At 70.9% G+C, this 13,573-nt stretch carries 12 protein-coding genes; all 12 read right to left on the minus strand.

The genetic code is table 11. From position 1 onward, the window contains the following. Positions 1-9: 9 nt before the first annotated feature. The 12 genes from C6C15_RS10755 to C6C15_RS10810 all read right to left on the minus strand — a co-directional run bounded on the left by C6C15_RS10755 (position 10) and on the right by C6C15_RS10810 (position 13,556). Entirely contained in the window at positions 10-222 is a 213-nt protein-coding gene (locus C6C15_RS10755) for a DUF2188 domain-containing protein (RefSeq protein ID WP_105950058.1), read from the minus strand. Then, positions 222-539: a sugar ABC transporter ATPase gene (locus tag C6C15_RS10760; RefSeq protein ID WP_105950059.1), complete on the minus strand. Its 318-nt coding sequence runs from the start codon at positions 537-539 to the stop codon at positions 222-224. Before C6C15_RS10760 ends, C6C15_RS10755 begins: the two co-directional genes overlap by 1 nt. A 114-nt stretch (positions 540-653) precedes the next feature. After that, a complete protein-coding gene (locus C6C15_RS10765; protein ID WP_060921135.1) occupies positions 654-1,439 on the minus strand; it encodes an SDR family NAD(P)-dependent oxidoreductase in 786 nt (261 codons plus the stop codon). Positions 1,440-1,547: 108 nt separating this feature from the next. After that, the gene (locus C6C15_RS10770) at positions 1,548-2,453 is read right to left on the minus strand and encodes a LysR family transcriptional regulator (RefSeq protein WP_105950060.1); all 906 of its coding nucleotides are present in this window, start codon (positions 2,451-2,453) and stop codon (positions 1,548-1,550) included. 59 nt (positions 2,454-2,512) lie between these two features. Further along, positions 2,513-2,968 (minus strand): DUF6389 family protein, encoded by a 456-nt coding sequence (locus C6C15_RS10775; protein ID WP_199787648.1) that lies wholly within the window; start codon positions 2,966-2,968, stop codon positions 2,513-2,515. Further along, the gene (locus C6C15_RS10780) at positions 2,965-6,027 is read right to left on the minus strand and encodes a hypothetical protein (protein WP_158698545.1); all 3,063 of its coding nucleotides are present in this window, start codon (positions 6,025-6,027) and stop codon (positions 2,965-2,967) included. Before C6C15_RS10780 ends, C6C15_RS10775 begins: the two co-directional genes overlap by 4 nt. A 35-nt stretch (positions 6,028-6,062) precedes the next feature. After that, the gene (locus tag C6C15_RS10785; RefSeq protein WP_105950062.1) at positions 6,063-6,413 is read right to left on the minus strand and encodes a hypothetical protein; all 351 of its coding nucleotides are present in this window, start codon (positions 6,411-6,413) and stop codon (positions 6,063-6,065) included. Positions 6,414-6,498: 85 nt separating this feature from the next. Then, positions 6,499-7,962 (minus strand): purine-cytosine permease family protein, encoded by a 1,464-nt coding sequence (locus tag C6C15_RS10790; protein ID WP_105950063.1) that lies wholly within the window; start codon positions 7,960-7,962, stop codon positions 6,499-6,501. Between the two features lie 69 nt (positions 7,963-8,031). Further along, positions 8,032-9,675: an amidohydrolase gene (locus C6C15_RS10795; protein WP_105950064.1), complete on the minus strand. Its 1,644-nt coding sequence runs from the start codon at positions 9,673-9,675 to the stop codon at positions 8,032-8,034. 19 nt (positions 9,676-9,694) lie between these two features. Continuing rightward, positions 9,695-10,798: a C45 family autoproteolytic acyltransferase/hydolase gene (locus C6C15_RS10800; protein WP_105950065.1), complete on the minus strand. Its 1,104-nt coding sequence runs from the start codon at positions 10,796-10,798 to the stop codon at positions 9,695-9,697. Next, positions 10,795-12,516, minus strand: a complete 1,722-nt coding sequence (locus C6C15_RS10805) for an amidase (protein ID WP_105950066.1) — start codon at positions 12,514-12,516, stop codon at positions 10,795-10,797. Before C6C15_RS10805 ends, C6C15_RS10800 begins: the two co-directional genes overlap by 4 nt. Then, entirely contained in the window at positions 12,513-13,556 is a 1,044-nt protein-coding gene (locus C6C15_RS10810; RefSeq protein WP_105950067.1) for an agmatine deiminase family protein, read from the minus strand. The genes C6C15_RS10805 and C6C15_RS10810 overlap by 4 nt, the downstream gene beginning before the upstream one ends. Between the last annotated feature and the right edge of the window lie 17 nt (positions 13,557-13,573).

Here is a 13,573-nt window from a genome sequence, read left to right on the forward strand (position 1 = left end):
CGCCGGGCTTCAGACGTCGTCCGGGTCGCCGCCGTCCGTGATGGTGCCGGTCGGCTCGCCCTCCTCGATCTCGTGGCGGGCACCGTGCTCGGAGGCGAGCGCTTCACCCTCCTCGATCGCCTCATCGCGGCTGGTGTAGCTGCGGGAGAGCTCCGGCGCGCCCTCCACCTCGTTGACCCACTGGCCGTTCTTCGAGCGGGTGACGATCGCCGTGATGGCCATCAGACGTCCCCCGGTCCCAGGTCGCCCTGGCCTTCTTCGCCGAGATCGGCGAGGACCGGATCCTCCCCTTGGCTCTCCGGCTGCGGCGCGGAACCCGGCAGGTCCGCCGCCGGCACCTCATCGTCGGGATCAGGGATCTCGTCGGGATCACGGCCGGTGGCGGTCGATGCCTCAAGATCCTCCGGTGCCGCACCGTCGTCGAGGGCTTCCGTGCGCTCCCATTCCGCCTGCGCGGGATCGCTGCTCGGGTCAGCCTCGGTGGTGGCGTCGCCGTCGCGCAGCGGCTGACCGCCGACGTCGTCGGGTGTCGATTCCATGTCTCCTCCTTCGATCGGGCTGGCCCCAGTCTCCCGGCTGGAACCGGAGTCGCCGAGGGGCTTGAGGAGACCTCGCCGAGCAGCTAGGTTCCGGAACTCCGCGAGGAGGCGGCGTCAGTTGCGACCGGCCATGACGCCGCCGTCGGCGTCCCAGACCGCACCGGTCACCCAGCTCGCGCGGTCGGAGAGCAGGAACGCGGCGACCTCGGCGATGTCCTCGGGGGTTCCCACACGGCCGAGCGGGTGGAAGGCGTCGAAGCTCGACACGACTCCGTCGACCTCGTCCTTCGGGATGAAGCCCTCGTAGATGGGCGTCCGTACGACGGCGGGGGCGATCGCGTTCACGCGGATGCCGTGCGACGCGAGCTCCATCCCCAGGTGCTGGGTGAGCGAGTGCAGGCCGGCCTTGGCCATCGAGTACGCCGAGGACGGCGTCGCAGCCACAGCCTGGTGCGCCCACATCGAGCCGAGGTTGACGACGGCTCCGCCCTGGCCCTTCGCGACCATGCCGGAGGCCACCGTCTGGGTGACGAAGAAGGTCGCCCGGTTGAGGTCGAGATACGCGTCGTAGTCCGCTTCGGTGTGCTCGAGGAACGGCTTCGGCGCGAACACGCCCGCGGCGTTCACGAGGAGGTCGGCATCGGCGTGCTCGGCGGCGAGCCGGGCACGGAGTGCTTCCACGCTCGCGGGGTCCGTCAGATCGGCCTGTAGGACGGTCACATCGATGCCCTGGCCGACGAGAGACGTCCGCGCAGCCCCCAGCTTCTCCTCGCGCCGTCCGACCACGACGACCGCGGCCCCCTCGCGTCCGATCCGCTCGGCGATGGCGAGGCCCATCCCGCTCGTGCCCCCGATCACGATCGCGGTGCGTCCGGTGAATTCCCTGTCGAGCTCGGCCATGGTGCGGCTCCTCTCCGTCCTGGACGGCGGGTGCCGTCTCGTCTCCACGCTACGAAGCGGCAGCCGTCGGGAGTAGACGAGCGCACGTGATCGAGTGATAACCCCTGTTTATGAGTCGGCAGTCGCCGCGTCCAGCGAGAGCGCGGCGGTGAGGTCGGCCAAGTCGTCGGCGAGCGGGGAGGAAGGGTCCCAGACCGCCTCGTAGAAGATCTCCACGTCCATGCCGCGTTCACGCAGCGGGCGATGCGGCGCGTCCGGGGAGGCGAGCTTCGAGCGTGGGATGACCGCCGCGCCGAGGCCCAGCTTCGCCCATTCCTCGAGCACCCGATAGGTCGCGGCCTCGCCGTCGTAGGCGCTCAACGGCACGTCGTTCGCGTCGAAGAGATCGGTGGTGAAGGTCGTCAGCCCGCACGTGTCCGGCATCAGGATGAGGGGCGTGTCGGTGAGGTCGCTGAGCTCGACCGCGCCGCCCTGTGACGGCTCGTGGTCCACGACGACCACCGGCTCCGCATCGACGATGCGGTGCCGGAAGCGGGGCATCGGTGCGACGGAGGGGACGAGGATGAGATCCAGCTCCCCGGCGGAGAGCTCACGCCGCAGGTCGGCGACGTTCGCCTCGCGGAGGACGAGCTGCCGCGGCGCCGGCGAGGCGGGAAGCGCGCACACGGCCGTGTAGGCGCGCGCGACGATGGCCGGATTCATGAGCGGCGAGACCCCGACCCGCACCCGCGCATCGGCCGACCGGTTCCAGCGCGCGGCCTCGGCAGCGACCTGGTCCACGGCGAGGAGCGCGCGGTCGATGACCGGGAGGAGATGCGCGCCGAAGGCTGTCGGGACGACCCCGCGGGGCGAGCGCTCGAACAGGCGCTCCCCCAGGCGGTCCTCCAGCTTGGAGATTCCGGTCGAGAGGGCCGGCTGCGTCACGCCGTAGGCACGCGCGGCGGCGCCGAAGGAGTGGGTCTCCGAGACGGCCTGGGCATAGCGGAGGGCTTCGAGGCTCACGCGGTCGCTCATAGCCCGACGTTATCACCGGACGACGGCTGGCCGGGCCGCTCGGGGCAGTCCGCGCTCCGTCAGGCGTAGCCGAGGTCGGGAGCGCCGACCCAAAAGAGGCCCTCCCTCGCGCCGGTCGGGAGCAGGCCCTCTATCCATTCGGCGACGACCACGAGGACGGCTTCCTCCAGGCGATCCCGCGTCCATCCGCGCGGGCGCGAGGGCACCGCGGGCTCCCAGCCGTCCGCGGTCCACTCCACACCGAACAGGTGGCGCTGGTCGTCGAACCGCCGGTCCAGGTCGAAGGCGTCGGCCCCGTCGAACCGCGCCCAGACGTCGAAGGGGCCCTCGCCGTCCTGGTCGACGAAGACGTCGATGAGGATCGCTTCCACACCGCTCTCCGCTTCGACGGCGGCCCGATGCAGGTCCCCCAGCGCGGCGGCGACGCGCTCGCACTCCCCGTCGAGCACGGCTCGCAGGGCGCGGGCGTAGGGCTCGGCGTCGTCCACGCGCGCTCCGGGCTCCGGAGCGCTCATCGCTCCGGCTCGGCGTCGGTGTCCACGGCGCCGCCCGCGACGAGCTCTCGGATCGCCGACGCGAGCGCATCTCGGGACCGCCCGTGCGGGAAGGCGCCGGATGCGAAGTCCAGCAAGCTGCGACCGTCGGGGAGAGCGGGCGTCGCGGGATCGACGTCACCGTGCACGAGGAGGGTCCGCACCAGCGGCGCCAGCGCGGTCTCCTCGATGTCGCGATGCAGCAGCTGCACGAACGGATGCCCCTCCGGGAGCGTCGCGACGGGTGTCGGGCCCGGGATCGCGCCCCGCTCGAGCAGGCGTCGCAGCACCGGCTCATCCTCCGCGCCCAGCGTGGGGTTGGCGAAGAGGACGTTGACCGGGCTCAGGAACGACAGGGAGGATGAGGCGTCGAGGCGCTGGTCCAAGAGCCAGAGCGCGAGCTCGCGGCGGCGCTGGGGGTGCGGGTTGCTGAGCGCGGCATCGAGGAGGAACCGGTACCCCGGAGCATCGACGACGACGTCGAGGAGGTCGTTGAGCGTGCCGGTGAGTGCGAGATCGGGGAACACCCCGAGGCCCGCGTAGACGTGCTCGATCTCCTCCCGCTCGGGCACCCGATCGAAGACGAAGCTCGCGTACGACGCATCGAGGAGAGTCGGCGGCCCCATGCGCTCCCCCATCCGCAGAGCCCACTGGAGCTGCGGCACCCCGAGGGCCTCGGAGTAGATGGTCTCCAGGGGGTTCGTCGTGTCCACATCGTCCGGGTCGAGGGCGTCACGGACCCGCTGCAGCATCCCCTCCGAGGCGCGCCAGTCGACGTCGTCCCGCCAGAACACCGCGTGCACGGCGGGCAGGGTCGCCGCGCCGGCGAGGAGGTTCTCGGTCCCAGCGGAGCCAGGAGCCGAAGGCCCGCGATGCACGACCGGGAAGAACCCTCCCGGGTCTCGGTCGACCACGAGCGACAGCAGGTCGTCGGGCACGCCGCAGAACAGGGCGACCTGTTCCTCGAAGGAGGGCTCGGGTCGGGCGGCGGCGTCGGGACCCGTCGGATGGGACAGGAGGAGGCCGCGCCCGTCGTGGGTGAAGTACCAGGTCCAGAAGTGGTCTCCGGTGCGGAAGCCGCCGCGCATCGCATCGGGGACGAGGGAGGAGCCGGCGAGCGGCGGGCCGTTCCACGGCAAGGGTCCGGGCGCGGGCGCGCCGCCCACGAGGACGGAGACGTCGGAGATGATCCGGGCGCGGATACGGAGCTCCCATGGGTTGCTCCCGCGCGCGAGGTCGAGCACGGCGTCCGGTCGCGCGATGACGATGATGACCTCGGGGTCGTCGCCGTACGAGGGGTCGGGCGTTCCGGCGACCACAGCGACCGCATGGCCGTTCACCCACCAGAGCGGCGCGGTGAGGAGTCCCGTGGCGCGCATGACGCGGGTGAGCGGGCTGCGGCGATCGATCCCGGTCTTCTCGTTGCGAGCATGGATCTCCCCGGCCGTTCCCCACCTTTCGCTCATGACGCCGATGAGGTCGTCCGCCCAGGCCTGCAGCGCATCGACCGTCCACACCTCCCCTGACGCGAGCACGACGCGGAGCGCCCGACCGTGGTCGTCGCGGAGCCCGCGTCCGCCGATCTCGAACGTCCGATCCGCCCAGTCGGCGTCCTCCGGCGAGCGCTCCCACCACGCTCTGGTGACGCGCTCGATGTCCGCCACGAGGTCGTGATAGTCGCCGCTCGTCGGCACCGCGTAGCCGAGGCGGTCCGTGTCGGACGGGCGGTCCTGCTCCGGGTACGGGCACGCGGCGAAGACCCGCTCGAACCAGGTGCGTCGTTCGTCCCCTTCCCGCGACATCTCGTCGACGGTGAGGGCGCCGCCGAGGCGATACGGCTGCCGCACCGCGGCGCCGAAGCCGAAGTCGTCCATGCCGAAGTCGTTGCGGCGGCCGATCTCCATGAGCGAGGGCGAGACGCACCAGTGCTCCCCGTCGAACCACACCGCGCCGGTGATGACCGGCACGGGTTCGTCGCCGAGCATGCGGAACTCCAGGTCGTGCTCCGCGACCTCGCCGCGGGCGTCCTCGCCTCGGGCGGCGATGAGGGCGCGGAGGTCGTCCGGAACCCTGTCGAGCATGCGCGCGGCCAGGATCAGCCAGGCCTCCGCCAGGTCCGCCTCCCGTTCGGACGGATCCGCGGTATCCGCCGCATCGCCACCGTGCTGCTGCGCCACCTCCGCGAGGAACTGCGCCGGCGCTTCGTCCGCGAACGTCGACGTCGGGTCCTGGATGAGGACGAGGATGCGGCCGTCGTCCGTGAACGTCCAGACCGTCGTCACCCCGCTGCGCGACTGCAGGCTGAAGCGGGACGCCGGGGTGTCGACGTCGCGCAGCCGCACCTCCCCGGCGCCGAACAGTGTGCTCAGCAGCCAGGCGCGGCGTCGGAGCTCGAGCGGATGCTCGCCGTTCATGAGGAGGTCGTTGTGCATGTCCTCCTCGGGAAGGAGCGCGCTGAGGCTGCCGACGGCGTACTCCCGCGGCAGCACGACCATCGCCTGGCGCAGCATGCTCTCCCGCGGTTCGGCGTCCCAGTTCGTGACCAGCACGCAGTACAAATCGCCGCGGTCCCACATCTCCGCCTCCGGGATGCCGACCGAGACGAGGACCACGTCGAGGATGCCCTCCGGATCCTGGTTCTCCCCCACGAGCGACGGCTTCCGGACCATCGGCGCACCCCACGCTTCGTGCAGCGTCCGGCGCACGCCCTCCGTCCACTCCTCCGCGTAGGCGGCGAATCCGCCCTCGGGGACCACGAGGTCCGCGGGCGGGTTCGGCTGCAGCGACTCGTCGGCGTCGGGGTCGTAGCCGCCGAGCGGGAGCAACCAGACGCCCTGCGACTCCTCGACCTCCACGCCCTCGAACGTGAAGGCCTCGCGCGTCTCTCCCGCGAGCAGGTGGGCGACGAGTCGGTCGAGGAACCCGGGGACCTCTTCCCTGCCGAACGGCGGTGTGTAGTACGGGAGGTCGTCCTCCGTCTCGCCGCTCGCGTCCGTGTCGTCCCTGCCGGTGTCATCGACCATGCCCCACCCCGTCGTCATCGAAACAGCCTTGGGACGAGCATACGGACGCGGCGTCAATCCTCGGAGTCGATGAGCTCGAGGAGCTTCCGCAACTCGTCGCGGATCTCCTCGTGGTCATACTGTCCGGCGCGGCTCTCCCCTGAGATCACTCCGGAGCGGCGCACCTTCCGGAAGTCGCCGAACGGAAAGCTGTACGCCTTCTTCGTCTCGGGGTTCTCGCTCTTGTCGATGCCGAGGTGCCAGTGGGCGAACTCCGTCCATCCGTGCTCGTCGATGAAGCGGTTCTCGTCCTCCGCGCTGGGCGCCGCCTCGGACCAGTCGTCGCGTTCGTCCCGCACGACCTTGCCGTCGCGGACGAGGGAGCGCGCGAGCTTCAGCGCCGGTCGGTTCAGTTCGATAGCCATGGGGGAACGGTACGACGCGGGACGGCGGCGCCGCGCCCCCCTTGACGCCCGAGCCCGAAGAGAGCAATCGCGGAGGCCGCCGGGCTCAGCCGCCGATCTGCGCGCGCACCGTCCGTCCTGCGAGCACGGCGTACAGGCCCACCGAGACCAGGAGTCCGACCGGCACCGAGAGGTCGAGCCCGCCCAGCGCCGCGCCGAGCGGGCCGGTCCATACCGTCGTCGACAGGAACATCGCGGTGGCGAAGCCACCGGTGACCACGGAGACGAGACCCGGGAGGCCGAAGCCGCCGGTGTACCAGAACCTGCCGCCGGGCCGTTCGTCGAACAGGTCGGTACCGGAGTAGCGGTTGCGGCGCAGGACGATGTCGGCGACGTAGACACCCATCGTGGGCACGGAGATGATCAGCAGGAACTGCAGCATCAGGTTGACGGCGCTGATCAGGTCGGATGCGACGACGAGCACGATCGTGAACGCGCAGCCGAGCGCACCGATGAGGATCGCGGAGGGGATGCGGCGGATCGGCACGCCGATCGACTGCAGCGCCATGCTCGCCGTGTACGTCGTCATGCCGTTGAGCGAGATGCAGTTCACCAGGACGCCGAGTACGAACAGCGGGGCGAGCCACACCGGCAGCTTCTCGAGCAGGGAGTACTCGATGCCGTTCGCGAGGCTGTCCGGCCCGATGGAGCCGCCCAGCACGACGCCGAAGGCGGTGATGAGCACCGCGGGGAAGAGCTGTCCCAGCGCCGTCGCGCCGATGATGCCGGACGCTTTGGTGTCGCGTGGCAGATAGCGGGCCATATCGGCGCTGTTGCTGAACGACAGCGGCGACGATGCCATCAGCGCGAACGCGATCGTGACGCTCACCCACAGCGGCAGCCCGCTGAGCGGCTCGGGCTGCGCGAACCCCCAATCCAGCGCGGGCGCGAGGAAGCCGATGACGAGTGCGAAGATCACGAACAGCCCGATCGAGATCGCCAGGTAGGCCTTCAGAATGAGGGCGTGACCGTACACGGCGACGATCACGGTGATCGTCGAGACCACGACCGCCACCAGGATCGATGCCGCGATCGGATCGGGGAAGCCCCACCGCACGAGCAGTTCGCCGCCGATGAACGACGCCGCCACCCAGTTCAGCGCGAGGAAGACGCCCGAGATGAACCAGCCGTAGAACGCGATGACGATCTTGTTGCCGTGGATACCGTAGATCGCTCGCTGGACCACGGAGCCGGAGGTGCCGGCTGCCGGTCCGGAGATGGCGACGATACCCGGCAGCAGAGCGAGCGCGCTCGATGCCAGGATCACGAGCAGCGCCTGCCAGATCTCCAGGCCGAGCACGAGCGTCATCGAGGCGCCGACCGTGATGTTCAGCACGCTGACGCCCGGAGCGCTCCAGACGAAGAACAGATCGCGCGCTCTCCCGTGCCGTTGGGCGTCGTCGATGAGTTCGATGCCCCGGGTCTCGGGGGTGCTGGCGGAGTCGACGAAATCGGACTCGGATCCGGGCGCGACGGCACCAGGAGCGGGGGTGGCGGATGTGTCGGACATGACGGTCCTTCCAGGACGGGCACCCTCCTGCGTCGGTGCAGGGGGCGTTCGGGATTCAGGAGCGGGAGCTCATGGCCGCCGGTAGGCGACCTCGCCGTGCACGAGGGTGAGCAGCACGGCACCGGTGAGCAGGTCGTCGGTCGGCGCGGACAGCGGGTCGATGTCCAGCACGGCGACGTTCGCGAAGAAGCCGGGCGCGATCCGGCCGTAGGCGTCGTCGATCGCGCCGACGTGGGCCGCGCCGGACGTCGCCGCAGCGAGTGCCTGCGCGGCGGTGAACGCACGCTCGGGGTGGTACGGCGGCAGCGCGCGGTCGATCGAGGATCGCCCGGTCATCGCGATGAACAGGTTGTGCAGAGCCTCGTGGGGTGCGGTGGGGGCGTCGGTACCCAGCGCGACGGGAACGTCGACGTCGCGGAACCAGTTCCACGGGAAGCCGTCCTCAGCGCGCTGATCGCCGAGCATCGCCATCCAGTTGTCCAGAATGGCGGGGTCGCAGTGCACCGGCTGCATGGATGCCGCGATGCCGTGCGCGCGCATCCGTGCGACCGTCTCGGGCGCGACCGACTCCAGATGCTCGATGCGCGGGCGGCGGGCGATGTCGGTGCCGTTCGCCCGCTCGCAGGCCTCGACGAGGTCGACGGCCAGTGCGCTCGCCGCGTCTCCGATCGCGTGCATCGCGAGCTGCAGGCCGGCGCGGTCGGCGGCGATCGCGACCGGCGTCGCGGCCTCGCGGCTCCAGATCGGGTCGGCGTTCGAGCCGTCGGCATACGGGCGCACCATCGCGGCGGTGCACGCGTCGATCACGCCGTCGAGGATGAACTTCACCCCGACGACCTTCAGCCACGGCGTGCCCGTGGCATCGAGCTCGTCACGCAGCTGCACCGCACGCTCGACCTGGGCGAGATCGGCTGCCGGGTCGCCGGTGGAGCTCAGCCACCAGTGCGCGGTGACCGGGAACGGCAGCCGACCGTCGCGGTCGAGCCGACGCCGCAGCGCCGCCATCGACTGCTCTGTCATGGCCATGTCGGCGGCACCGGTGACGCCGGCCGCCAGATACGCGCCGAAGGCGAGCTCGAGGTGGCCGTCGACCTCCTCCTCGGTCCGGATGCCGTCGAGATAGTCCGCGAGCAGATCCATCGCCGCGGTCTCGAGCAGGAACCCGGTCGCCTCTCCGTCGTCGTCCCGCACGACCTGGCCGCCGATCGGGTCGACGGTGTCGCGGTCTATGCCGGCGGCGCGCAGCGCGGCTGTGTTCACCCAGGTGCTGTGCAGGTCGTTCGCGTCGAGGAAGACCGGGATGTCGTCGATCACCTCGTCGATCATCGCCGCGGTCGGCTGGGTGACGCCGTCAGGCAGAGCGTCGAACAGCCAGCTGACCCCCTCGATGACCGTCGCGTCCGGGTTCATCGCCCGGGCCTCGAGCAGCCGCTGCTGGATCTGTGCCACCGAGGTGCAGTCGCGGAGTTGCACCTTGCCCTGCGCGTGGCCGAACATCGCCAGGTGCGCGTGCGCCTCGATGACACCGGGCATCACGAACGCCCCGCCGAGGTCCACGACCGCGGCACCCTCACCTGCCGCGGAGCGGACCTCCGTCTCCGTGCCGACAGCGAGGATGCGATCGCCGCACACGGCGAACGCGGACTGCACCGGAGCATCCGCGAGCCCGTCGAAGACGGTGGCGTTGCGATAGACGGTGGCGGTGTCGGTCATGGTGGTCCCTTCGATCGGGTCAGAGCGCGAGCGCCAGATGCGGGCGGGTGGCGTTTTCGGCCGGAGTGCCGTCGAGCACGTCGGCGCGACGACCGGCGGGGTCGAGCACGACGGTGGCCAGGCTGGCCCACCGCTGTCCCATCGGAAGCGCGAGGTCGGGTATGCAGGTCACCGGAGGCTCGCCGTCGCCGGTCACGAGCATCGCGCGCAGCTGCTCGGCATCCGTCGCTGCGCCCGCCGACAGCAGTCGACCCCGGAGGAAGTCCCAGCGCTGACCGGAGTCGGGCTGGTACAGCCAGGTCTTCTCGTGCGCCGCCGGTGCTTCGGTGAGGAAGTGATTCGTGCGCAGCCAGGTGCCCTCGGTGATCGCGGGCGCGGAGAACACGCCTTCGGGGCAGATGTCCAGCAGCACGGCGTCGCCCGCGGCGTCGAAGAGCGCGAACGAGCCGGAGCTCGTGACCGGCGCCTCGCGCACCAGTTCGACGGCGTGCGCGACGCTGGAGGCCTCCTCGAGCACGAGAGCGGCGAGCACGTGCATCGGGATGCCCTCTGGCCGGTCGGACCGGTGCCCCAGGATGTTGAAGTGCAGCGCGACGCCGGCGCTGTTCACGCCGATCTTGCCGAGGATGCCGCATTCGGTGAGCCCGGCGTAGTCGTGGACACCGCCGCGCGAGATGATCGTGTGCCAATACGGCGCGATCTCCATGTGCCAGTCCCACGTCTGCACGCCGAGGGTGTGCGCGCGGCCGTCCGCATCGCGGATCGAGCGCACGATGGTCGAGCACTCTCCCGGCGGTACGGCGATGCTGCGGGACAGGATCTCCGTGCGGCCGTTCAATGCGGCGACGCGCCAGATCTCGGCATCCGCACCGGCGGCGATGCCCTCGATCTGCGCGCGCAGCGCCGGACGGTGGGCATCGATCACGTCGAGCAGCCGCTCGGCGTCGTCGCGCACGGTCTTCTCGTCGACGGCGCCGAGGCGGAAGAGCCGGTCATACGCGTCGATCGCGCCGGGCAGAGTCTCACGCAGCTGCCTGCCGCGCTCGACGCCGCGCTGGAGCGGATCCGAGGCGTCGGCCGTGATCTGCAGGCGCCGCTCCGGGCGCGGAAAGGGCGACGTCACGAGAGTTCCTGTCCGGGAAGAGCGGGAGTGCGCGGCGGTGCAGTACGGCGCTCGCCGGTCGCCTCGAACGCGGCGGCGAGGCGCAGCAGGGCGGAGTCGTCCCAGCCGCGGCCCGCGATGGTCAGACCCACCGGCATCCCGATGTCTGCCGTCGTGCCCATCGGCACCGTGACGGTCGGGATGCCGAGATGTCGGATCGCGAGATTCCCGTTCGCGACCCACACACCGTTGCGCCAACCCGCGTCGGCGGATGCCGGGTTCACGTCCATGTCGGCGGGGCCGACGTCGGCGACGGCGGGGAAGATCACGGCGTCGAGGCCGAGCGCGTCCATCCACTCCTCGAGGTCGACGTGGCGGGTCTCCTCGAGCCCGCGCACGCCCTCCTCGAGATGCGGGATGTCGGTGAATGACGCGTACGGGCGCTCGCGGACGAGGGCCGGATACCCGGCGATCTCGTCATCGAAGCCGGTGTAGCGATCCGGGAGGGCACCTTCCGGATGCGGGAAGATGTGCGCGCCGTCGACGAGTTCGAGCCGATCGAGCGCGGGGTCGCCGTTCGCGCGCAGGAAGTCGTCCCACGCCCAGGCGGAGAGATCCTCGATCTCGGAGCGCAGGAACCGCTCGGACACCAGTCCCCTGGTGCGCACGGTCGGCGCCCCGGCGCGGTCACCCTCGTAGTTGGTGACGACCGGGAAGTCGACCTCGACCACGTGGGCGCCGGCGTCTTCGAGGTCTCGGCGCGCCTGCTCCCAGAGGTCGATGACGGACGCCCTGGTCACGATGCGCTGCCCGGTGGCGCCTCCGATGGTGGTGCCGGTGCCGGCATCCGGATCGGCATTGACGTACATGCGCGGCACGCCGAAGCGCCGGCCGGCGAGAGCGGAACGAGGGTCGGCCGCGGCGAGGTCGCGGTACGACGCCGGACGCACCTCGGATGCGGCAGGGATACGCACCCACGGCTGGGCGCGCCAGAAGTCGCCCCGGACGTCGGCGTCGTCGGCGACGATCACGTCGAGCACCTCGAAGAGATCGGCCATCGTGCGGGTATGCGGCACCACGACGTCCATCGTGGGCACCAGCGGCCAGTTGCCGCGCACCGAGATGACGCCGCGGCTGGGCGTGTATGCGCAGAGGGCGTTGTTCGACGCCGGTGCCCGACCGCTCGACCAGGTCTCCTCGCCGAGTCCGAAGGCAGCGAAGCTCGCGGCGGTCGCGGTGCCCGATCCGTTGGAGGAGCCGGATCCGAATGCACTCGTCAGCCAGTCGGCGCTGTACGGACTCTCCGCCCGTCCGTACACACCGCGCTGCATCCCGCCGTTCGCCATCGGCGGCATGTTGGTCAGGCCGAGGCAGATCGCCCCGCCGGCCCTGAGCCGTTCGATCGTGAACGCGTCCCGCTGCGCGATCAGATCCGCGAACGCCGGGGATCCGCATGCCGCGGTGAGCCCGGCGACGAGGTAGCTGTCCTTCGCCGTGTACGGGATGCCGTCCAGCGGGCCGAGCGAGTGCCGGGCCGCCCTGCGGGCATCGGACGCCGCGGCTTCGGCGAGGGCGTCGGGGTTGCGGACGACGACCGCGTTGAGCGCGGTCTCGGTGCCGGGTGCGTCGTAGGCGTCGATGCGGGCAAGATAGGCCTGCACCAGCGCGACGCTGGTAGCTGCACCGGTCTCGAGTGCTCGCCGCAGATCCGCGATGGACGCGTCGACCACATCGATCATGCGGGTGCCTCGCTCGTCGCCGGCTGCTGCTGGGTGATGCAGTGGATGCCGCCGCCGCGCGCGAAGATCGGGCGTGCGTCGACGGTCACGATCTGTCGCCCGGGGTACGCGGCTCCGAGGATATCCCGCGCACGGGCATCGGCAGCGTCCTCACCGAACCCGCACGCGATCACGGCGTCGTTCACGATGAGGTGGTTGATGTAGCTCCAGTCCACGAAGCCGTCGTCGTCGCGGAGGGTCTCGGGGGCCGGGACGTCGATGATCTCGAGCGGGCGGCCCGCGGCATCCGACTGGTCCTGCAGGAACGCCTTCAGCTCCCGCGTGACGACGTGGTCGGGGTGTCCCGCGTCGTTCTGGCGGTGCAGCAGCACCCGGCCCGGAGCGGCGAACGCGGCGACGATGTCGACGTGTCCGTTGGTGCCGAACTCGTCGTAGTCGCGCGTGAGGCCTCGGGGCAGCCAGATGGCTGTGGTCGCGCCGATCGTGCGTGCGAGTTCGGCTTCGACGCGGCCCCTGTCGGCGTAGGGGTTGCGGTTCGGGTCGAGCTGCACCGTCTCGGTGAGCAGCACCGTGCCCTCGCCGTCGACGTGGATACCGCCGCCCTCGTTCACGAGCACCGAACTGATGTGCTCGGCTCCGACGTGTGCGGCGACGATGCGCGCGACGCCGGCCGACACCTGCCACTCGGCCCACGCGGGCGCACCCCAGCCGTTGAAGATCCAGTCGACCGCGCCGAGGACGCCAGGCCGATCCTCGTCGAGGACGAAGGTGGGACCGAAATCGCGCATCCAGAACTCGTCCAACGGCGACTCGACGATCTCGACGGCCGAGCCGAGCATGTCCCGCGCCCGCGCCATCTCGGTCGGGTCCACGACCATCGTCACCGGTTCGAACTCGGCGATCGCCAGGGCGACGTCGGTCCACGCGCGGTACGCGGTGTCGCGCCAAGCAGCACCGTCGCCCAGGGTGACGCCCACGCGCGGAAACGCCATCCAGGTGCGTTCGTGCCGATCGCCCTCGTGCGGCATCCGCCAGCCCATGTCATCTCCTTTGCCGA

It is taken from the genome of Microbacterium sp. str. 'China' (genome assembly GCF_002993305.1).
Classification (GTDB): domain Bacteria; phylum Actinomycetota; class Actinomycetes; order Actinomycetales; family Microbacteriaceae; genus Microbacterium; species Microbacterium paraoxydans.